At 69.1% G+C, this 19435-nt stretch carries 20 protein-coding genes; 7 read left to right on the top strand and 13 right to left on the bottom strand.

Going from position 1 to position 19435, the window contains the following annotated elements; genetic code table 11:
• Positions 1–156: 156 nt before the first annotated feature.
• From ACNSN4_RS11115 to tbsP, 8 genes are all read right to left on the bottom strand, one after another.
• Positions 157–1260 (bottom strand): putative sulfate/molybdate transporter, encoded by a 1104-nt coding sequence (locus tag ACNSN4_RS11115; RefSeq protein WP_418285883.1) that lies wholly within the window; start codon positions 1258–1260, stop codon positions 157–159.
• Positions 1261–1352: 92 nt separating this feature from the next.
• Positions 1353–1916 carry a DUF8135 domain-containing protein gene (locus ACNSN4_RS11110; RefSeq protein WP_418285882.1) on the bottom strand — a complete coding sequence of 188 codons (564 nt, stop codon included), beginning with the start codon at positions 1914–1916 and terminating at the stop codon, positions 1353–1355.
• Positions 1913–2764, bottom strand: coding sequence for a hypothetical protein (locus tag ACNSN4_RS11105; protein ID WP_418285881.1), 852 nt, complete (start codon positions 2762–2764; stop codon positions 1913–1915). Before ACNSN4_RS11105 ends, ACNSN4_RS11110 begins: the two co-directional genes overlap by 4 nt.
• Positions 2765–2945: 181 nt before the next feature.
• The gene (locus tag ACNSN4_RS11100) at positions 2946–3782 is read right to left on the bottom strand and encodes an RAD55 family ATPase (RefSeq protein WP_418285880.1); all 837 of its coding nucleotides are present in this window, start codon (positions 3780–3782) and stop codon (positions 2946–2948) included.
• Positions 3783–3807: 25 nt separating this feature from the next.
• Entirely contained in the window at positions 3808–4836 is a 1029-nt protein-coding gene (locus tag ACNSN4_RS11095) for a beta-ribofuranosylaminobenzene 5'-phosphate synthase family protein (RefSeq protein ID WP_418285879.1), read from the bottom strand.
• Positions 4837–4931: 95 nt separating this feature from the next.
• Positions 4932–5270 carry a cupin domain-containing protein gene (locus ACNSN4_RS11090; protein WP_418285878.1) on the bottom strand — a complete coding sequence of 113 codons (339 nt, stop codon included), beginning with the start codon at positions 5268–5270 and terminating at the stop codon, positions 4932–4934.
• A gap of 92 nt (positions 5271–5362) precedes the next feature.
• Positions 5363–7054, bottom strand: coding sequence for a YcaO-like family protein (locus tag ACNSN4_RS11085; protein ID WP_418285877.1), 1692 nt, complete (start codon positions 7052–7054; stop codon positions 5363–5365).
• Positions 7055–7176: 122 nt separating this feature from the next.
• Positions 7177–7989 (bottom strand): transcriptional regulator TbsP, encoded by an 813-nt coding sequence (gene tbsP, locus ACNSN4_RS11080; protein ID WP_418285876.1) that lies wholly within the window; start codon positions 7987–7989, stop codon positions 7177–7179.
• Between the two features lie 256 nt (positions 7990–8245).
• On the opposite strand from tbsP, the gene glyA reads away from it, so the two are divergent.
• The 4 genes from glyA to ACNSN4_RS11060 all read left to right on the top strand — a co-directional run bounded on the left by glyA (position 8246) and on the right by ACNSN4_RS11060 (position 11681).
• On the top strand, positions 8246–9493 hold the full coding sequence (gene glyA, locus ACNSN4_RS11075; RefSeq protein ID WP_418285875.1) for a serine hydroxymethyltransferase: 1248 nt from the start codon (positions 8246–8248) through the stop codon (positions 9491–9493).
• Positions 9494–9573: 80 nt separating this feature from the next.
• A complete protein-coding gene (locus tag ACNSN4_RS11070; protein ID WP_418285874.1) occupies positions 9574–9984 on the top strand; it encodes a DUF3054 domain-containing protein in 411 nt (136 codons plus the stop codon).
• 293 nt (positions 9985–10277) lie between these two features.
• Complete coding sequence (locus tag ACNSN4_RS11065; protein ID WP_418285873.1) at positions 10278–10583, top strand: DUF8015 family protein; 306 nt, start codon at positions 10278–10280, stop codon at positions 10581–10583.
• Between the two features lie 99 nt (positions 10584–10682).
• Complete coding sequence (locus tag ACNSN4_RS11060) at positions 10683–11681, top strand: ornithine cyclodeaminase family protein (RefSeq protein WP_418285872.1); 999 nt, start codon at positions 10683–10685, stop codon at positions 11679–11681.
• Positions 11682–12004: 323 nt separating this feature from the next.
• Here ACNSN4_RS11060 and ACNSN4_RS11055 read toward each other — a convergent pair whose 3' ends face one another.
• Positions 12005–13072 carry an mRNA surveillance protein pelota gene (locus ACNSN4_RS11055; protein WP_418285871.1) on the bottom strand — a complete coding sequence of 356 codons (1068 nt, stop codon included), beginning with the start codon at positions 13070–13072 and terminating at the stop codon, positions 12005–12007.
• A gap of 25 nt (positions 13073–13097) precedes the next feature.
• Positions 13098–14252: a DUF4013 domain-containing protein gene (locus ACNSN4_RS11050; RefSeq protein WP_418285870.1), complete on the bottom strand. Its 1155-nt coding sequence runs from the start codon at positions 14250–14252 to the stop codon at positions 13098–13100.
• Positions 14253–14682: 430 nt separating this feature from the next.
• Here ACNSN4_RS11050 and ACNSN4_RS11045 point away from each other — a divergent pair, with 430 nt between their 5' ends.
• The 3 genes from ACNSN4_RS11045 to ACNSN4_RS11035 are packed head-to-tail and all read left to right on the top strand — an operon-like array spanning position 14683 to position 16409.
• Positions 14683–15111: a DUF8159 domain-containing protein gene (locus ACNSN4_RS11045; RefSeq protein ID WP_418285869.1), complete on the top strand. Its 429-nt coding sequence runs from the start codon at positions 14683–14685 to the stop codon at positions 15109–15111.
• Positions 15108–16046: an alpha/beta hydrolase gene (locus tag ACNSN4_RS11040; protein ID WP_418285868.1), complete on the top strand. Its 939-nt coding sequence runs from the start codon at positions 15108–15110 to the stop codon at positions 16044–16046. Before ACNSN4_RS11045 ends, ACNSN4_RS11040 begins: the two co-directional genes overlap by 4 nt.
• 51 nt (positions 16047–16097) lie before the next feature.
• A complete protein-coding gene (locus tag ACNSN4_RS11035; RefSeq protein WP_418285867.1) occupies positions 16098–16409 on the top strand; it encodes an MTH1187 family thiamine-binding protein in 312 nt (103 codons plus the stop codon).
• 63 nt (positions 16410–16472) lie between these two features.
• Here ACNSN4_RS11035 and ACNSN4_RS11030 read toward each other — a convergent pair whose 3' ends face one another.
• From ACNSN4_RS11030 to ACNSN4_RS11020, 3 genes are all read right to left on the bottom strand, one after another.
• Entirely contained in the window at positions 16473–17132 is a 660-nt protein-coding gene (locus ACNSN4_RS11030) for a hypothetical protein (protein ID WP_418285866.1), read from the bottom strand.
• Positions 17133–17226: 94 nt separating this feature from the next.
• The gene (locus ACNSN4_RS11025) at positions 17227–18735 is read right to left on the bottom strand and encodes an RtcB family protein (protein ID WP_418285865.1); all 1509 of its coding nucleotides are present in this window, start codon (positions 18733–18735) and stop codon (positions 17227–17229) included.
• Positions 18736–18857: 122 nt separating this feature from the next.
• Positions 18858–19298, bottom strand: coding sequence for an archease (locus tag ACNSN4_RS11020; RefSeq protein ID WP_418285864.1), 441 nt, complete (start codon positions 19296–19298; stop codon positions 18858–18860).
• Between the last annotated feature and the right edge of the window lie 137 nt (positions 19299–19435).

Below are 19435 nucleotides of genomic sequence, written 5' to 3'. Positions count from 1 at the left end.
GCTAAGTGGTCGACCGCAGATCGGCGGTGAGGGCGTCCGAAGCCCCGGCCGTTCGTTTATAAATTGTCGCTGATGGGAGATCGACGGCTACCGCCTCCAAAGCCCCGGCCGCGAGGGCGCTCGGCGGCACGCGCCATCGCAGCCATCACCGGTTCGTCAATCGTTCGCACCCTCGTCGACCCGCTCCCACACGAGATGCGCGACCACGCCGAGTACGAAAGCGATCCCGAGGTTCGTCGCCAGCGCGGCGAGACCGATCGCGACCGAGAGCGCGACGTTCTCCGAGTCGAGTCCGCTGCGCGCGAGCGAGACGGCGACGATCGCGAGCAGCGCGCCGAGCATCGCCACCGGGAAGGCGGCGAGCAGCGCGGACGTCGCGAACAGCGCGGCGACGAGGTACCCGACCCCCAGCACGACGTTCGCACCGCCGGTCCGCGCGCCGAACGCGTGCTTTCCGGCCACGCCGTCGCAGCCGTGACACATCGGGATCCCGCCGAGCGGCACCGCGAGCAGGTTCGTCGCGCCCATGCTCGTCGACAGCTCGTCGGGCGTCACCTCGGCGTCGAACAGGTCCGAAACGAGCAGCGACGTCGCGAGCGCGGCGTTGCCGATCGTCATCGCCAACTGCGCGACAACGCCGTCGACCGTGGCCCGCGTGAGCGCGTCGCCGAGCGTGAGAGTCGGCGGCGCGCCCGGCCACTGTGCCGTCGGGATCCCCGCCGCGTACAACGCCAGCGCGACCCCGGCGACCGCGACGGCGAGCGCACTCGCCGTCCCGTACCCCATGACGGCGGCGGCCGCGGCGATCGCCACGCCTGCGAGCGCGAGCGTGGGGTCTCCTAACGCGAGGTTGAGCCCGGTTTCGAGCAGGATCAGCCCGACGGCGAACTGGACCCCGCGGATCACCGGCTCGCCGATGTACCGTTCGACCCGCGCGAGCGTCCCCGAGAGCCCGATCGCGAGTAACAGGACACCGAGCACGAGCCCAGCGAGCGCGAGCTCGGCGTAGGTCAGCGCCCCCGCGATGGCGAGCGCGGCCAGCGCCTTCATCGGCTCGACGGACATCGGGAGCCCGTACCGAACCCCCCAGACAATTTGGAAGACGCCGAAGGCGACGAGCGCGTGCGGCAGCGACACGTCGGTCAGCAGTGCGAGCGCGATCACGAGCGGAATAATCGTAATCGAATCCCCTAACGCTCCGGTTATCGATCCCGCACCGAATTCGACACCTCGCTGTTTCTCGGAATCAGTCGATACCACGGACGGTCGACACTCTCTGCGCGATACGCTTGAGTGTGTTCAGCAACCGTTCGACCGCACGAATTCAGATCTAGTAACCGAAAATGAGCACGTCACTCGTCCGCGTCGAACGTCGGAGCGTCCTCCGACACCATCGGACAGTTCCGGACGCGGAACTCGTCGAAACTGGCCGCCTCTACGATTGTCGTTCCCTCGTGGCCGCACGCGACATTTGGGGGTGCCGAAAAGTGTGGACACCGCTGGCAGTGTGTCCGCTTGTTCACGACGTGTTCGACGCCGCTCCCGGTCGAATCCGCAGATCTCGGTGACGCCGCGCTCTCGCGGGCATCGTCCGCGCCGACGGCAGGACCGGCATCGAAGGCGTCCTCGTCAAGCGATTCCCAGACGTCCTCCGCCGCGGGTCCGCTGACGTCCATCTGCTCGAAGGCGTCCTCGAGGCCCGACACCGATTCGGTCTCAGTCGTCGGACCGAGTTCGTCGAACGGGTCGACGGCACCGGTCGCAGTGGATTGCTCCTGCGGGTCGTCCGTTTCGGTCGCCTCGGTCGCCTCGGTCGCCGACCCGTCTACGCCCTCGCCCAGCCTGGCGAAGGGGTCGTCTACGGGGTCACGCTGCGCTTCGTCCGCATCCCGCTCGGCGAACGGATCGTCGCTCATGTCCCCCCGCGGTCGGCGGTGTCGTCTCTGGCAGTTACGCCCCGCGAGTCGTCTCCGGCTCTGTTCTCATTCGCGTCCACGTCCCCGTCGAGCGCCGGTGGTTCCTCGGTGATCAGCTTCGATGTTCCGAGGAAGCCGGGATTCGGCTCCAACTCGGCGAACCGGCGGCCGCAGTGGGGACACTCGGGCGTCGTCAGCAACCCCAAATTCACGGTCTCGCCGCAGTCGGTGCATTTGGCCTTGCGGACGCCGGCGCGGTTCGCGGCCGCCGTCAGCGCGTCGAGTCGCTCTCGGTCGGCGCGGTCGCGCTCTGCGGCCTCCAAGCGACGACGGACCCTCACGACCGCGCTCGCGACCCGCGAGAGCTTGTCGTCGAGTTCGCCGCTGTCGAGTTCAGTGACTCGCGACTCCAGCGCGTCGAGCTCCTCGGTGCGGGATTCGACGCGCGCGAGCCGGTCGCCGACGTCGTCTCTCGTTTCGTCGACTCGCTCGGCGACCGCGTCGATCTCGGCGGCCAAGTTATCAACGTCGCTCGCGACGGCGTCGAGACGACTGTCGGTCGCCTCGTGCGTGTGATCCGCTGGAGCCTTCGCTTCGAGGTCGCGGTAGAGCTCCACGAACCGCTCACGGAGGTCCGAGACTTTCTCGTCGAGGTCGGCGTCGAGCTCGTTCAGATCCGCGCGGATCGCGGCCACCTCTTCAGCGTCAGGGACGTCGATGTCCTCGGTCTCCGCGAGGGCGACGATGGCACGTTTCAGCAGGTCCTCGCGGTCGGCGTCGTCGCTCTGATCGACGGCGGCCTCGATCGCCTCGTCGTGCGGGCGCTCGGCCGGACCGATGTCGCTCATCGCGGGTCCTCCGTCATCTACGCTCCGTTTGTCGGGCACGCATAAGTAACCTGTCGCGTCGTTCTCCGAATCGATACTGGGCGCGAGGGATGACGCCGTCTCCGACCGACGCGGCGCAGTCGGCCGATACGACGCCGCCCTCGACTGCCGGAGAGTTCGCCGTTTACCGCGGGCGAAGGGGTCACCTGATCTTGCGGACGTCGCTGATATCGAAGCCGCCGTCGTGGATCTCGGTTTCGAACCGGACGATGTTCTCCGCCTCCAGCTGTGAGAGGACACCGCGGAACTCCCGGACGAACATGGTTCGGGCCCGCTGTGAGCCGCCGCTCTCCCACGTGAACTGAAGGGTGCCGCCGGCGGCGTCCATCAGCGTCCCGAACTCCCGGTCCGTGATCGAGTCGGTGTTCACCAACACGAGGATCAGCCCGCCCCACTCGTAGGCCGCCTTCTTCAGCCCCTTCATCACCATGGCGATGTCGCTCCACTCGGTGTCCTCGGAGACCATCGACACGAGGTCCGTGACGGAGTCGATACAGACGAGGCTTCCCTCCGCGTGCGCAGACAGGTAGTCGCCGAACGCGGTGAGTACCTCCTCGTACTCGCCGCGGTCACCGAGGTCGGCTATCGAGGCGGTCTCCTCCTCGTACCAGTCGCGCGGAATCGGACTGAGCTGGAAGAACTCGGCCGACAGGTCGCGGAAGGCGATCTCCTCGACCGCGGCGTCGACGATCTCATCGGCCATGGTGTAACCCATCTCACGGGTGATCGCGCCCGTGTCGGCCGTAAACGAAATGTAGTGGACGTCCTCCGGAACCGCGGCGTCCGCGGCGACGTCGCCGTAGTACAGGTCGAACAGCTCCTCGTCGGCGCTGGCGAGGGCGTTCATCGCCGCGCTCGTGTAGCAGAACTCGCGCGCGCCGGCGCCGGACTCGCCCGCGAGCAACACCACGTTCCCCGGCGGCGCACCGCCGTCGAGGATCGAGTCGAGGCGGGCGACGCCGAACGGAAGACTCGGCATACTCCGTATGGCGGCGTCACTCGGCTTAGTGTTGTTGCTCGTCAGAGCGGTCGACCGAGGGCCGCACCATCGCCCCGCTCCGGGCCGCTTCGACGACGGAGACGGTTCCACTGACGCCCGCCTCGTCGAGCGCGCGCTCTCCCGCCTCCGCCGCCGTGTCGGCGTGTTCGGCGTCGGTGACGCCGTACACCGTCGGCCCCCACGACGACTGCCCGGCGCCGAACACCGACGCGGCCGCCGACAGCGACGCCACCACGTCGCCGACCGGCGGACGGTAGACGCCGCCCTGCTCGTCGGCGTACCACGCGCCGTTGAGCCGGCCGATCTCCGCGACTGCGGCCCCGAAACGCTCGGCGTTCCCCGTCGCGATCGACGGGAGGACGCGGCGGGTGACGATCCCGCCGATCCGGTCGGCGAGGGCCGGGTCGGCCCGCTCGACCGCGGTCCGCATCGCGTCGTCCTCGTCGGAGCCGTTCCGCCCGGGGTCCGCGTCGGGACGCACGAGCAGGAAGCGCCAGTCGTCCGGCACCGGGTGTCTCGCGGCGACCGGCGGGACCGTCCACGCGCCGTCGGCCGGGCGGTCGGTGGTGAACCGCGCGGTCGGGTGCCCGGCGTCGAGGACGAACCCCCCGTCCTCGAACGTCGCCACGCCGACGCCGGAGCGCCCGCCGCGGCCGAGCACCGGTGCACGCTCGCGGACGCGAGCCGGGCGGTCGTACGCCGCCGCCACCGCCGCGAGCGTCGCCGCGGCCAGCTGCGTCCCGCTTCCGAGCCCCGCGTGACGCGGCAGCGACTCGCGGACGGTGACGGCCGCGCCCTCGACGCCGAGGAGGTCCGCCGCGAGCGTCGCGTACTCCCGAACGTCGACGGCGATCCGATCGGAACCCCCGGTCGGACCGTCGACAGCGACGCGCACCGACGCCGCCGGCTCCGCGTCGACGACGACCCGCGGCTCGGCGAGTCCCAGTCCGAGCGCGCCGTACAGCCGCTCGTGCGAGAGGCTCAGGTTACAGAAGCCGAAGTGGAGCCGGGCGCCGGCGCTCACGCGTGCCATTCTCGACTCCCGCTTCGTGACCGATTGATAAAGGGGGTGTGACTGTGGCGGGAGTTGCCTCCGACCGGAATCACCGTCGGTTCGCTTCCCGGCGTTCACTCCTGCCAGTCCGGATTCGCTCGCGGCGGCGAGAAGATGTCGTAGCCGACGACGGGTTCGTCGCCGTCGTTGCGCGCCGCGTGCGGCTCGTCGCCGGGGATGACGTACGTGTCGCCCGGGCCGACAGCGAGCTCCTCGCCGTCGACGACGAAGGTCGCGGTCCCCTCGGTCACGACGCCGACCTGCTCGTGGTGGTGGTCGTGCTCGGGCACGTCAGCCCCGGGCTCGATGACGAACCGCTGGATGCTCGTCCGTTCTCCGGCGGCGCCCTGCGTGAGGAACACGTTCTCGACCGCCTCGACCGCCTCGACGCTCTCGTCGGTAACGACGTCCATAGCGGGAGAGCGACCGCGACCGACTTAAACCGGATGGGTGGGCGATGCGGCGGCGGTCTCGGGTCGGCGGTCGGCGGAGCGCGCCGACCGCGTCACGGGAACGGGTGGTACTCCCGGTCGAGCGCCGGCTCGAATCCCATCGACCGGGGTACGTCGCGGGCGCGGTCGCCGAAGAAGGGATCGCCCGTAAAGAGCGGCTGCGCGCCGGGGACGAGCACCCGGACGGCCTCGAAGCCGAGACCGGCGAGGTCGCGGGTCGTGAGCCGCGCAACGTACGCGTCGAGACCAACGCCCTCCACGCGGTCGAGGACGGCCGACAGCTCGTCGGTCCCCGTCAGCTCCGGCTCACCGAGCGACCCCGCGAGCACGGTCGCGTCCGGGTCGAAGAACGCCCGCGTCTCGTCGGGGAAGTCGGCGTGGTGGCCGATCGCCGCGCTCTCCTCGGCGGCGGCGTCCTCGCCCATCGCCCGGAGCTCCGTCCAGTTCTGGAGCGCCTCCGCGAGCGCGCTGCGAGCGGCCGCGACCGGATCGAGGTCCGCCCCCGACCCGGCGGCGAACCGCGGCCAGTCGCCGTTGCGGTGGACGGCGACGGCGACGACGGGAACGTCGACGTCGGTCGTGACGAGCAGCGGCGTCACCGACAGCGACTCGGCGCGCGCCCGCTTTTCCAGCTCGGTGAACGTCTCGTCGTCGACTTCGATGCCGAGCGGCTCGACCGTCGAGTACCAGCTCGTCATCGTGGCGTCGCGTTCGATCGCCTCGTAGAGTCCCGACAGCGCTGCCTCCGGTCCGGAGTTCCCGAGGCCGAGCCCCGTCGTGATCGCGGGTCGGTATCGCCGTTCCGGCGGCGGGAAGTGGACGAACTCGGCCGGGAGGCTCGCGGGCTCGCCCGTCGCGAGGCGTTCGCCCGCGACCCACGGGAGCCGGTTCTCCCGGTCGTACGCCTCGGCGCTCTTCGGCCGGACGAACGCGTCCGGCGTCACCGGGTTCGGGACGCCCGCGGCCGCGGCTCGGGTGAACGACGCCCCGCGGTAGACGCCGGCGGCGTACCGCTCTAACCCCTCGCCGAGCGCCTTCATGAACGCGCCGTCCCAGTCCGCGTCGACGCCGCCGCCGAACTCCGCGGCGCGCGTGTCGGAGAACGGGGTCGTGTCCGCGACCCCGGCGACGTAGTACGGCACCGGGAACGACGCCTGTTCCCCGACCTCCGAAAGCGCGCCGATCCGCGGGTCCACCGCGCGCTCGGCACGTTCGATGGCGGCCGACAGCGACCGGTCCTCGTGGGCACGCGGGAGCGCGTCATCGGGGTCCGCCCCACAGCCGCACCCGGGAACCGGGAGGAGCCGCCGCTCGGGTCCGGGGACCTCGACGACGGTGTCGCCGACGCCGTCGCCCGCGAGGAGCTGAATCGTTCGTCGACCCGCCACCGCACCGGCGTATCGCACGGCGGACCGCCGCCCCTGCGGCGCCTCCGCCGGCTCCGCCCCGCCGCTCGCGACCCGACGGCGGAGACAGTCGTAGCAGGCGTCGTCGAAGACGGTCACCGCCGCGTCCACGGCCGCGATCGGAACGCCGCCGAGCCCGCCGACTTCGATCGCGACCCATCGGTCGACGAGGCCGTTCGCGGCTTCGAACGTCGCCGAGCCGGCCGTGTCGACGACGACGGCGAGGTCGAACCCGTCCAGTAGTCCGACCTCGACGGGCATCACGTTCACGTCGACGTCGCCGAGCGCCGCGTCGACCGCGTCGACCGCGGGGCCGTCGCCGACAAGTCCGATGTCCATGTGCCCACCGACGCGACAGAGCGGAAAAAACCCGCGGGTGCCGGCGGCGAAGCGTTCGGTGACTGAGAGCGCCCTGCGGCAGTGGTCGCGCCCGGCTACCCGGCGATAGGTGTCGTCCGTCGCTACGCCATCAGGTCGTCGACGACGCCGGCGAGCTCGTCGGCGTCGACCCCGTGGAGCCGCTCGTCGCCGAGCTTGAGTCGAAGCCGCGGTCGACCGACGTCGATCGGGACTTTCTCCGTGTCGATGATCCCCATATCTTCGAGTCGAGTCTTCGTGCGCGAGAACGTCGCCTTCGAGGCGATCCCGACGTCTTCGCCCCACTTCGAGATGTCGTACAGCAGCACGTCGTTTTTCGCCGCGACGAGCAGCGAGACGGTGACCTCGTCGAGTCCGGTGTCCCCGCGTGCCGCGTTCAGCGAGGCGAGCACCGCGTCGAAGTCGTCACGGGTCTCCTCGTCGATCTCGGCCGCGAGCGTCTCCCGAACGCGGCTGATGGCCGGGGTTCGGAGCCCGAACTCCTCGGCGTTCTCGAAGGCCTCGCTGTGCGTCTCGAAGACGGCGTCGACGAACGCCGAGTCGTCCGTCGAGAGCGCCGCCACCTCGTCACCGGAGCTCACGAGCACGACGACCTGCGACGGCGAGACGAACAGCGCGTTGTCGACGTCGCCGCCGAGGATCCGGAGGCTGAGCGCCCCGTCGGCGACGAGGTCCGCGGCCTTCGACGCGACGAGGAAGTCGTCCATCACGTCTTTCAGCGTCCGTTCGTCCGCCAACATCGACAGTTCCGGGAGGTCGTCGCGGTCGACGGCGGCTTCGATCAGCGATACGATCGTCTCCGCGGAGGGATCGACGATAAGTAGCTCTTCGTCGCCCCCGGCGAACGCCGCGTCGAGGACGGTCTCGACGTCGGCCTCCAATAAATTCGATACCATTTATCTCTCCGGATAAAAGTCAGATGTATATTTAATATTAACGGGATTGAGAGAGTGAACAACCGGTTTTCAGCCCTCGAAACCGCCGAAAATTGGCGATCAGCGAAACCGGGAGTCAGTGAGTCCATCGGTCGTGTGGTCACAACGGCGTCGAGGTCGGACTCGTTCCGACGGATCGGGCTGTACGGCGTGCTGTGTCGACCGCGTGCGACGCCGTGACGGAAGGATTAATGTCCGAACGCACCGGCGTTCGTATATGGACCACGAGCACGTCCGGGAAGTCGACCCGGCAGTCGCCGACGCGCTGACCGGTGAGCGAGATCGGCAGGAACAGACGCTCGCGATGATCGCCAGCGAGAACCACGTCAGCGAGGCGGTACTGGAGGCGCAGGGAAGCGTTCTCACCAACAAGTACGCGGAGGGCTACCCCGGTGCCCGCTACTACGCCGGCTGCGAGTACGCGGACGACGTCGAGGAGCTCGCGATAGAGCGCGCCAAAGCGCTGTGGGGCGCCGAGCACGTCAACGTGCAGCCGCACTCCGGGACGCAGGCGAACCAGGCGGTGTACTACGCGACCTTGGATCCGGGCGATAAGATCCTCTCGTTAGAACTGAACCACGGCGGGCACCTCTCGCACGGCCACCCCGCGAACTTCACGGGGCAGATCTACGAGGTCGAGCAGTACGAGGTCGACCCCGACACGGGCTACATCGACTACGAGGGGCTCCGAGAGACGGCCGAGGAGTTCGAGCCGGACATCGTCGTCTCCGGCTACTCCGCGTACCCGCGGACGGTCGACTGGGAGGCGATTCAGGCGGCCGCGGACGCCGTCGACGCCTACCACCTCGCGGACATCGCTCACATCACCGGGCTCGTCGCCGCGGGCGTGCACCCCTCGCCGGTCGGCGTCGCCGACTTCGTTACGGGATCGACGCACAAGACCATCCGCGCCGGGCGCGGCGGGATCGTGATGTGCGACGAGGAGTTCGCCAGCGACATCGACAAAGCGGTGTTCCCCGGCGGGCAGGGCGGCCCGCTCATGCACAACGTCGCGGGCAAGGCGGTCGGATTCAAAGAGGCCCTCGAACCCGAGTTCGAGGAGTACGCACAGCAGGTCGTGGACAACGCCGAGGTGCTCGCCGAGACGCTACAGGACCACGGTCTCTCGCTCGTCTCCGGCGGCACCGACAACCACCTCGTGTTAGTCGACCTCCGCGATTCGCACCCGGACCTGCCGGGCGGCGACGCCGAGGACGCGCTCGCGGCCGCGAACATCGTCCTCAACGGAAACACGGTGCCGGGCGAGACCCGCTCGCCGTTCAACCCGTCCGGCATCCGCGTGGGCACCGCCGGGCTGACCACGCGCGGATTCGGCGAGGAAGCCATCGCCGAGGTCGGCGACCTCATCTACCGCGTGGTCGACGACGTCGACAGCGACGACGTGATCTACGAGGTCGGCGAGCGCGTCGTCGAACTCTGCGAGGAGCACCCGCTGTACGAGTGACGGCGTCGCCGCCGCCGATCGGTCCCGACCGTCCGGTCGAATCCGTGCGTACAAAGTAGGGGCGCCTCCCACGGCTCAACATGGACGCTCCGTCGTTTCTCGCTTCGCGCCTCGACCGCGCCGCCGCGCCGCTCGCGGTCGGTGACGTGCTCGCACTGCTCGTACTGCTGACCGTCGGGTCGCTCAGCCACCACACGACCGACTTCCTGCTGTCGAACCCGCTCTACCTGTTGGAGGTGTTCGCGCCGTTCGTCATCGGGTGGGTCCTCGTCGCGCCGCTCGTCGGTGCCTACTCCGCCGGGGCGGTGGAGACCGCGAAGTCGTCGGTCCCGCTCGTGATCCGGTCGTGGATCCCGGCCGCGGCCATCGGCTTCGTGCTCCGCGCGTTCGTGTTCACCGGGGGCGCCGCGCCGACGTTCGTCGCGATCATGCTCGTGTTGGGCGCGGTCGTGCTCGGCGGCTGGCGCGCGCTGTACTTCAAGCTCCGGTGACGGTCGAATCGTACCGCAGCCACTGACGATAGGACACTCTGCGGTTCGCGCGCCGTCGGATCATCTGCCTATCGCCGGACCTTCCGCCACCGCCGAACCGTCCGTCCACTGTCGACCCGTTCTGCGTCACTCCTCTAGACGCTCTAGCCGCGGCAACACCGCCTCCAAGGTCACGAGCACGCGACCGATCAGGCGGGTATAACTTATGAGATCCTTTGGCGTGTTCACAAAGGGAGTCACTCCGAACCATGAGAAAAATTTAATAGACATTTTGCGCTACTATAACGTGGAGTATGACTGGGTACTACGACTACATTCTCGGGCTCATTCCGGCCGCCCTGCTCGGCGTGACTGCCTTGTTGAATCTGGTCGGGCTGCCGTTGACGGCGGCGCTTTCCGCTGGCGCCGCCGTCGCGGCGGGGCTCATCGCCCATGCGATGTTCGTCAAGGGTCCAGTCGCGGACGAGCGTCCCGCGGCGGTGGAGCAGTCAGTGGAGTGGTCCGCGGGGCGGTCCGCGGAGCGGGCTGTACGACAGTCGAGGGGGCAGTCACTCGACGAGACCACCGGCCGCGGTCCGCCGGGCGGGGCCGCCAACTGACGGCTCTGTCGGAGCTGACGTTCTCGTCGCCGCTCACGGTAGACGTCCGGGCCTTCCGCTTCCTGTACGGTTTAGTCGCTCCGCGTCGACCGGACGCGTATGACAGAGGCCCTGTTCCTGACGAGCGCCGACGTCGATGACCTCGCCGAGCCAGCCGACTACGTCGCGGCCGTTCGCGACGCCTACCGACAGATCGGCGAGGGCGCACCCGCGGAGCCGCGGACGAAGCTGTTCAACCGCGAGCCGCCGGGCATGCTCACCACCTACGCCGCGGTGCTCCCCGAGACCGGCGCGATGGGCGGGTACACCTACTCCGCGGGCTTCGGCGCCGAGGACGCGTGGTTCATGACGCCGCTGTTCGACGCCGAGTCGGGCGAGCCGCTCGCGCTGCTCGACGGCGCGTCGATGAACCCTTTTAAAACGGGTGCCGCGGGCGCGGTCGCCGTCGACGCGCTCGCTCGCCCGGACGCGACCGAGATCGCCGTGATCGGGAGCGGCGCGCAGGCCCGCGGCCAGCTCGCGACCACCGCGACGGTTCGCGAGTTCGAGGCGGTTCGGGTGTTTTCCCCGACGGCCGAGAACCGCGAGGCGTTCGCCGAGGAGTTCGACGACCGGCTCGACGCCGACGTTTCGGCGGTTGCGAGCGCAAGCGACGCGCTCGCGGGTGCCGACGTGGTCATCACGGCGACCACCGCGAGCGGTCCCGTGATTGCTGACGAGGACGTCGAGCCCGGCACGCACGTGACGGCGATGGGGCAGTATCATCCGAAAAAGAACGAGCTGCCGCCGGAATTGATCGCGCGGGCGACGTACGTCCCCGACATCCGGGAGCGCGCGACCCAGGACGCCGGGTCGTTCCTCGCGGCGGTCGAGGCGGGACTCGTCGACGAGGACGGCGTCGCGGCCGATCTGGGCGAGGTCGTCGCCGGGGAGCATCCCGGACGAACGAGCGACGACGAGATTACCGTGTTCGACTCCGGCGGGACCGGGATCGAGACGGTCGCGGCCGCTCACATGCTGTATCAGCGGGCGAGTGAGAAGGGACGCGGCGAGGCGATCGACTTCGCGCCCGCGAGCGAGGCGCTTACTGGCGAATAAACTACCGACGGTGTCGCTTCGATGATCTTGCGGTCGTTCCGGTCGGTCGTTTATAAATAGTCAACGGTAAACCGTCGGTGAACACCGCCCCTTTGAGTCCCACCCCACACCGCACAGCACCGCTCCTCACACCCCCCAGCCTCGTCGGACCGACGCTGCTGCGCCGGTCCGACTTCCCTCGTGCGGGCCGTGAGCGACCGCTTGTCAGCGGCCGCACGCAGGCGCACAGGGCGAGAGCAAAGCCCTCGCTTGCGGCCGGCGGCAAAGCCGCCGGCGACGCCACCGCACAACGAGTTTATCGTAGACGCCGCGCCGCTCGTCACTCACTGCAACCGATATCGAAGAATCGCCGCGATCCCACCGAGGTTCGAGAGCTGTTCTCCCGGGGCGAACTCGGAGGAGAACACGACCACGTCGCCGCCCTGCTGTTCGACCGACTCGATCACGTCGTTGACGTCGATCGACCAGTCGCCCTCGCCCTGTCGCTCCGTGCGGAGCCGGTCGTCGACGAGGAGGAGGGTCTCGATCGCGCCGAACTCGGCGGCCTCGGCCACGTCCTCGGGACCGTACGTCGCCTTCGCGCCCCGTGCGATCTCGGCGGTGAGGTCGTCGATGAGGGTGGCCTCCTTCGCGATCCGCGTCTCCTTTTGTACCTCGTCGACTGCGCCGCGCTTGAGGACTTCGTGGACGCCGCGATCCCCGGCCGCGGAGGTGTCGACGGTGGTGATCTGGTCGGCGAGGTCGCGGTACTCCTCCGTGATGTAGTCGAGCGCGTCCTGCTTCGTGAACCCCGGTCCGGCGAGGATCACGGCGTCGGCGTCGAGGTGCGCGAGCGCCTCCCCGAGCTCGGCGAACAGCTCCTCGCGGGGACGGGAGTAGTCGCCCTTCCCGGTCGGCTTCGTGAACGAGGCGTACTCCTCGGTCCCGTACTGCTGTACGGTGTGGACGTACGCGGCGCCTTCTTCGACGGTCGCGATGGCGACGTCGGGGTTCTCGGCGGCCTCCGTGGCCTCCTCCAGGCGCTCGGTCTGGTCCGGTTTGAAGTGCTTTTCCACCGTGATCTCGTCGTGCTGCTCGACGTTGATCGTGTGGTGGGCGTTGAGCTGGTCCTCCCGCGAACAGCCGACGATGACCCCCGAAACGCGGAGCCGGTTCGCGAACCGCGCGAACTCGACGTCCTCAACTTCGAGCGTGACGAACAGGTGTTCGCGCTGGCCGCCCGTGTCCCGCATCTGGTCGTCGCTCCGCTGAATTCGGCGGGTGGTGTCGCCCTCGACGAGGTCCCCGGGTTCGAGGACGTGTGCGAGATGCCAGAGGTCGTCGACGTTCTCGGGGACGAGCGTGAGCCGCTCTCTGCCCTCCTCGCCGTACCCCCGATCAGAGATGCGCATGTGGCACGGTTCGCTCGGGCTCGTATCAACTCTTGTCTTTGTCCTCGGTGAGGGCGACCCTCCAGTCGAACGAGGTCCCGTCGCTGGCCTCGTTCGTTCCGTCTGCGTCGTCGGAGTCGTCGGAGTCGTCGGAATCGCCGGAATCGCCGGAATCGCCGGCGACGCCCTCGCCGTCTACTGCCGACATCCACTCGAACCCGCTGTCGTCGACCGGGCTCTCGCCGGACACCGGATTACCGCCGTCCGGTCCGAGCACCTCCTCGATATCGCCGCCGAACGGGATCGGTCGGCCGGTCTGTACCGCGACCGGCGCCTCCGGAGACCGAGAGGAGCCCTCGTGGACCGCTCCGCTCGCGACGGTCCCCTCGTCGCGGTCGTCGCCCGCGGTTTCGGAGTCAGCGCCGGCAACAGAGGCGGCTCGTGTCTCGAGTGTCTCGGCCGCGCCGCGACCGTACAGCGCGTGCACAACGACTCGCGTTGCGAAGACGAACGGCACGCCGAGTACCGCCGCTACGAACGGTCCGGCGAGCGCGTATCCGGCCAGGAACGTCACGGTCGCGACGACCCACGCGGTCGCGTACGCGCCGGATCCGGCGACGCGGCCGACGCGTCGCGGACGGAGCCCATCGCGGAGCCGTCCCGTCGCGGCGAACGCGGCGAGCGCGGCTGGTCGCAGGTAGGCAAATCCGACGAGGTACACGCCTACAGTCACCGCGACGAGACCGACTCCGAGTGCGCCGAGCGCCGCGACGCCGTCTCGGCCGAGCGCGCCCGCGATCGGATCGAGGACCGGTGACGGGTCCGCGCTTCCGGACCCGATCACGAACGCACCGGCCGCGACCAACCCGAGGAGCATCGCGAGCGGCGCGAGGAGGACCGCGCTGAGGACCGCCGATTTGACGCCGTCCCTGTACAGTCGGTTCCACGCGACGAAGGGCGGCGCGCCCGCCGCGTTTCCCGTCTCGGCCGCGTCGACGAGCACCCGAATGAAGTAGCCACGGGCGACGAGCGCCGGCGCGAGCGCGAGCGGCGCGAGCACGATCACTGGCGGGAAGAGGAGGACGCCGCCGAGCCACAGCGGCGTTACGGTCCACGCGAGCAGGGTCAACACGCCGCCGACGACGAGTACCCCGACCCCGTCGGACGATCGCAGCAGCGACACCAGTGCCCGCTTGAGCATACCGGATCCTGTCTCGCGACACTGATAAAGGGTCCCCGACTGTTGCGCTTTCGACCAAAATGTCCCCCAACAGCGAGGGTTCGTGATCAGCGAAGTACTGATCCGGCTACGTCCCGAGCGTTTATATTGTTTGACCAAGTTGTGGGTAGTGGCCGCGCGGGACAATCGTGTGCCTCTGACAAAACCGATCTCGGCCGCCAACCACGGCGGCCCTCCCCGTCCGCGGCTTTCTGCTAAAGGTCGTACCATACCGGCCAGTGGCTTCCTCGAGACCGTATCTACCCGTCCAGTGGCTCCGTCTCTACCGCTTCGTCTCCGTCTCTTCGTCCCCGCCGACTCCGTTCACGCCCGAGCGATGTCTCCTTTCGCGTTCCCGAGCGACGCGGCCGCGCGCCGGTACCGATTTATCCCGCCGCGCCGACGGTCCCGTATGACCGGCGACGAGCGGGCGACCGAGGTGGAACCGACGCTCCGCAGCTACGGGATCAGCGTCGAGTCGATCGACCGCGGCGATCCGCTAGCGATCACGTACATGACGGCGTTTCCGGGTCGGGAGGTACACCACGGTGAGATCGGCCGTGCGCTCAACGCGCTCATCGACCGCGCGGAGGAAGACGCCTGGGACCCGGTCCGCGTCGAGGGGACGGTCGTCCGCTCGCCGGGAGACGTTCTCGGGACGTGGCACGCGGAGGCCGCGTGGTTCGACCAGCTGATCGGCTACGGCATCTCCGAGACGGAGTTCTCCTCGCGCGTGTTGGACACGTTGACTCACGTGTCCGACGAGGGGGAGAACGACACCGACAGGGACGAGGACACCGTCGAAGACGATGACCGAACGGTTCCCGGTGAGGGAGCGTGACCCGCCGCAACCCGGTGAACCGCTCGCAGCGACGTCTCGACCGCCCCCCGCGCGAGCGGTTCGCCACCCGCGCGCTCGCCTTCGACGTCGACGGAGACACCTGCCGCGGCACGCTCTACCTCCCCGCCGGCGACGACGACGATCCGCCGGTCGTCGTGATGGCTCCCGGCCTCGGTGCGGAACGAAGCTTCGGCTACCCCGCCGTCGCGGAGCGGTTCGCCGACGCCGGCTACGCCGCATTTCTGTTCGATTACCGCGAGTTCGGCGGCTCCGACGGCGACTCCCAGGCCGTCCACCCGGCGGATCAGCGCGCCGATTACGAGGCCGCGATCGGTCGCGTCAGCCGGGTCGACGCCGTCGGCAGCGAGCTGATTCTGTGGGGCGCGTCGCTGTCGGCCGCACACGTCCTCACGCTCGCGGCCGAGCGGCGAGATATCGATGCCGTCATCGGCGTGGTTCCGATGCTCGACGGCCGGGCGATCGCCCGGCGCCGGGGCGGGAAGTACCTCGCGCGTTCAGGCATCGCCGGGCTCCGCGACCTGGTCGGCCACCGGGTCGGTCGCGGCCGCACCGTTCCGATCGTCGGGAACACCGAGGAACTCGCGGCGATCACGGAACCGGGCACCAAGCGAAAGTACCTCGACCTCGTCGACCGCGAGTCGACGTGGCGCAACGAGACGCCCGCGCGGTCGCTGCTGCGAGTCGCGAGCTATCGCCCGGTCGAGCGGCTCGCTGATATCCGAGCGCCCACCATGCTGCTCGCGGGGACCGACGACGCCATCGTCGACAGCGAGGCGGTCGTCTCGGCCGGAGAGCGCCTGTCGCGAGGGACCGTCGTCACCATGCCCGCGGACCACTTCTCGCCGTTCGGCGAGGACTTCGAACCGGCGGTCGGCCACCAGCTGTCTTTCCTGCGGGACGCGCTCGACCGGTAAGCGGTACCGCTCGCGGTCCGATTTAAGTCGTCGCGGAACGGAGCGTGCGGCATGACCGCCATCGCAATGCTAAGCGTCGCTCCGGTGACCGAAGGAAGCATGTCCGGCGAGGTCGCGAAGGCCGTCGCCGCGCTCGACGAGTTCGACGTGAGCTACGAGACGAATCCGATGGGCACCGTCATCGAGGCCGACGACGCCGACACGGTCTTCGCCGCGGCCGCCGCGGCCCACGACGCGGTCGACGGCGACCGCGTCTCGACGGTCCTGAAACTCGACGACAAACGCACCGAGGACACGACCGCCGACCGGAAGGTCGAAGCCGTCGAGGAACACCTCGGACGCGAAGCGAAGCGGGAGCGCTGACGGTCGCCGGTAGGCGAGCGACGCGCGGCAGGCGGTCGACGCTCAGCAGAACACCGCCGACGGTCAGGCGGTGTCTATCCCCACCGTCCCGCCCGCGTCGGCGTCTCCCGCCGGGTTCTCGACCGTCACGTCGACCGTCGTCGTGCGGACGACCGTCGCCTCGTCCTCGCCGCCGACGACGTCGGCCCGCAGGACAATATCCAGCGTCGTGGTCGCCGTCTCGCCGCCGGCGATATCGGAGTCGCTGAGCGCCTCGGTCGTCACGGCCTCTCCGCGAGCCGTCGCGTCCGCGCGCTCGAAGCCGACGGCGAGCTTGCCCTCGACCGCTCCGTGTTCGAACGCCTCGACGCTCGCCACGTCGCCGGGCGTCGCCTCCGGCTCGACGGCGGTCAGCGTCTCCCGATACACCTCGTCGACACCGTGGTCGCTCCCGGCGGCGACGGTGACCGTGACCGCGTCGACCCCGTCACCGAAGTCGGTCCACGACACGTCGACGGTCGGCGAGAGGTAGACGGCCTCTACGCGTCCGTCGTTGCTGGTCACGGTTGGCGCGTCGCCCGCCTCGAACGCGGCCGGGTCGCCGTCGACCGCGGCCGCTGGACCGCTCGACGCGGCGAGCGCGGAGAGTCCCGTGAGGCCGCCGCCGCCGAGCGTGCCGACGGCACCGAGGACCGAGCGTCTGCTCATCTCACTGGGCGCGTCGCCGCGTGCGTGTTCCGTCATCGAGGCGGAGTGGGCGCGGCATCGGGTATAAGGGATCGCAAGGGAGCAGGCCACCGGTGCTCACGGGCGTCGTCGAGTGCCGCCGCGAACCGAGCTACCCTTTGATGTTGCAGACGGGGAACGTCCGCGCGACCTTGTCGCCGATTCCGAGCTCGTCGCTGACGCGGATCACCTCGTCGATGTCCTTGTACACGCCGGGGGCCTCCTCGGCGATGGTCGCGCCGGACTGCGCTTTCACGTAGATCTGCTGGCCGGATTCGAGGTCTTTCTGGACGTCCCCGCCCCAGAACTCCTGTTTCGCCTGCGTCCGGCTCATCAGCCGCCCGGCGCCGTGGGCGGTGGATCCGAACGACACCGACATCGACTCGGCGCCGCCGCGGAGCACGTACGACCCCGCCCCCATGCTCCCGGGGATGATCACCGGCTGGCCCACGTCGCGGTACACCGCGGGCACGTCCTCGTGGCCGGCGGGGAACGCGCGCGTGGCTCCTTTGCGGTGGACGTATAACTCCCGCTCCGCGCGGTCGACGGCCTCGTCGCCGACCGCCGGGAGGCCGTCCGGGCCGACGCCGACCTCGTGCGTCTCCTTTTTAGCGATGTTGTGCGCGACGTCGTACAACAGCTCCATGCCGAGATCGTCGATGGGGTCGGCGTCGAACACCTCGCCGAACGTCTCGCGGGCCTGATGAGTGATTAGCTGGCGATTCACCCACGCGAAGTTGATGCACGCGCCCATCGCGCCGTAGTACTCGTCGGCCAGCTCCGAACCGGCGGGCGCGGCCGCGAGTTCCTTGTCCGGGAGCTCGGCGAGGAGGTCCCCGTGTCGCTTCTCGATCCGACGGAGGTAGTCGTTGCAGGTCTGGTGGCCGAGCCCGCGGCTCCCGCAGTGGATCAGGACGACGACCCCGTCCTCGGCGAGCCCGTACGACTCGGCGACGTCTTCGCGAAACACGTCCGTGACGCGCTGCACTTCGAGGAAGTGGTTCCCGGAACCGAGCGATCCCATCTGGTTGCGGCCGCGGTCCATCGCCTTCTGGGAGACGTACTCGGGTCGGGCGTCCGGACGCCGCCCCTCGTCCTCACAGCGCGCGAGGTCGCTCTCGATCCCGTACCCCTCATCGATCGCCCACTCGACGCCGCGTTCTAAGGCCCCCTCGATCGCGTCGGCGTCGCCCTCGATAACCCCGCCGCCCCCGAGCCCGGACGGAATCGCCTCGAAGAGAGCGTCGACGAGTTCTTCCTCTCGCCCAATTAAATCGTCATATACGAGATTTGTAGTTATCATCCTCACACCGCAATTTATGTCGTAGCCGACCGCTCCAGGGGATATACAGCCGGTTCGAGCGTCGATCGCGCCGACGCCGCCGACCGGGAACCCGTACCCCTGATGGCCGTCGGGCATACAGAGGGCGGGCTCGACCATCCCGGGGAGGTGCGCGGCATTTCGCAGCTGCTGCAGGGTCTTGTCCTCGCCGATCTCCTCCAGTAACGCCTCGCTGGCGAGCACTCGAGCGGCGACGTTCATACCGCCCTCGCGGGGGATCTCCCAGACGTGCTCACGTATCTTCTCCAGTCGGATTCCGTCGAACTCGCGCGTGGTCATGTTCTGGCGTTCGTCACGGGGGGAGAAGGGCGTTGCGTCGAGCGGCGAGAACCGATAGCGACGGATATCGGCGACGATGACAGCCGATGTGCGCGTGGCACCGAGCGAGACGGGTCGATCCGCTAGACGTCGAGGACGACGTACGCGTACCACTCGTCGCCCCGGCGTTCGAGCGTCATCTCGGAGTAGGTGACCGCCTTGATCTCCCGTGCGTTGACATCGTCGAGGGGCACGCCGCGGGCGCTCGCCTCGACGGTCCATTCCTCACCGTCGTCCGAGGAGTCGCCCGAGGAGTCGTCCGGGCCAGACACCGAACACCGGTTGTCGGCGGGCAACACGAGCCGCACGTCGCGTTCGTAGATCAGCTGATCGAGGTAATCGAACAGCAGCGCCTCCCGGCTCTCGGCGCTCACGGAGACGGAAAACCGCTCGCCGGTCTCGGGAATCGTCTCGCAGCTCGCGGCGGCGAGTCCGTCAGCTGTGGCCGCGAACAGCGCTGACAGCGTCGGGGCCGTCGCTTCGACAGCGATGTCGGCCGTGTGCTCGCGGAGCGTGTAGCTCATCGGTCGGCACCTCGCGTCTCCGGTCGAGCACCGCCGTAATCGTCGATCGAGCACCGCCGTAATCGCCGAGGCGAGCAGCGGTCCACCGCCGGCTCTTCGACCATGACCCGACGAACGGACGACCGACGCAAAACGAT

Origin of the sequence: Halorubrum marinum (assembly GCF_048381195.1) — an archaeon.
Classification (GTDB): Archaea; Halobacteriota; Halobacteria; order Halobacteriales; family Haloferacaceae; genus Halorubrum.
Note: the sequence above shows the minus strand (reverse complement) of the source record. Positions and strands in the feature narration are given on the sequence as shown.

Excerpts from the sequence above, each read along its gene's own strand:
- ACNSN4_RS11110 (WP_418285882.1), bottom strand. The coding sequence starts at position 1,916 with ATGAGCGACGATCCGTTCGCCGAGCGGGATGCGGACGAAGCGCAGCGT.
- ACNSN4_RS11105 (WP_418285881.1), bottom strand. The coding sequence starts at position 2,764 with ATGAGCGACATCGGTCCGGCCGAGCGCCCGCACGACGAGGCGATCGAG.
- ACNSN4_RS11100 (WP_418285880.1), bottom strand. The coding sequence starts at position 3,782 with ATGCCGAGTCTTCCGTTCGGCGTCGCCCGCCTCGACTCGATCCTCGAC.
- ACNSN4_RS11095 (WP_418285879.1), bottom strand. The coding sequence starts at position 4,836 with ATGGCACGCGTGAGCGCCGGCGCCCGGCTCCACTTCGGCTTCTGTAAC.
- ACNSN4_RS11090 (WP_418285878.1), bottom strand. The coding sequence starts at position 5,270 with ATGGACGTCGTTACCGACGAGAGCGTCGAGGCGGTCGAGGCGGTCGAG.
- ACNSN4_RS11085 (WP_418285877.1), bottom strand. The coding sequence starts at position 7,054 with ATGGACATCGGACTTGTCGGCGACGGCCCCGCGGTCGACGCGGTCGAC.
- tbsP (WP_418285876.1), bottom strand. The coding sequence starts at position 7,989 with ATGGTATCGAATTTATTGGAGGCCGACGTCGAGACCGTCCTCGACGCG.
- glyA (WP_418285875.1), top strand. The coding sequence starts at position 8,246 with ATGGACCACGAGCACGTCCGGGAAGTCGACCCGGCAGTCGCCGACGCG.
- ACNSN4_RS11070 (WP_418285874.1), top strand. The coding sequence starts at position 9,574 with ATGGACGCTCCGTCGTTTCTCGCTTCGCGCCTCGACCGCGCCGCCGCG.
- ACNSN4_RS11065 (WP_418285873.1), top strand. The coding sequence starts at position 10,278 with ATGACTGGGTACTACGACTACATTCTCGGGCTCATTCCGGCCGCCCTG.
- ACNSN4_RS11060 (WP_418285872.1), top strand. The coding sequence starts at position 10,683 with ATGACAGAGGCCCTGTTCCTGACGAGCGCCGACGTCGATGACCTCGCC.
- ACNSN4_RS11055 (WP_418285871.1), bottom strand. The coding sequence starts at position 13,072 with ATGCGCATCTCTGATCGGGGGTACGGCGAGGAGGGCAGAGAGCGGCTC.
- ACNSN4_RS11050 (WP_418285870.1), bottom strand. The coding sequence starts at position 14,252 with ATGCTCAAGCGGGCACTGGTGTCGCTGCTGCGATCGTCCGACGGGGTC.
- ACNSN4_RS11045 (WP_418285869.1), top strand. The coding sequence starts at position 14,683 with ATGACCGGCGACGAGCGGGCGACCGAGGTGGAACCGACGCTCCGCAGC.
- ACNSN4_RS11035 (WP_418285867.1), top strand. The coding sequence starts at position 16,098 with ATGACCGCCATCGCAATGCTAAGCGTCGCTCCGGTGACCGAAGGAAGC.
- ACNSN4_RS11030 (WP_418285866.1), bottom strand. The coding sequence starts at position 17,132 with ATGACGGAACACGCACGCGGCGACGCGCCCAGTGAGATGAGCAGACGC.
- ACNSN4_RS11025 (WP_418285865.1), bottom strand. The coding sequence starts at position 18,735 with ATGACCACGCGCGAGTTCGACGGAATCCGACTGGAGAAGATACGTGAG.
- ACNSN4_RS11020 (WP_418285864.1), bottom strand. The coding sequence starts at position 19,298 with ATGAGCTACACGCTCCGCGAGCACACGGCCGACATCGCTGTCGAAGCG.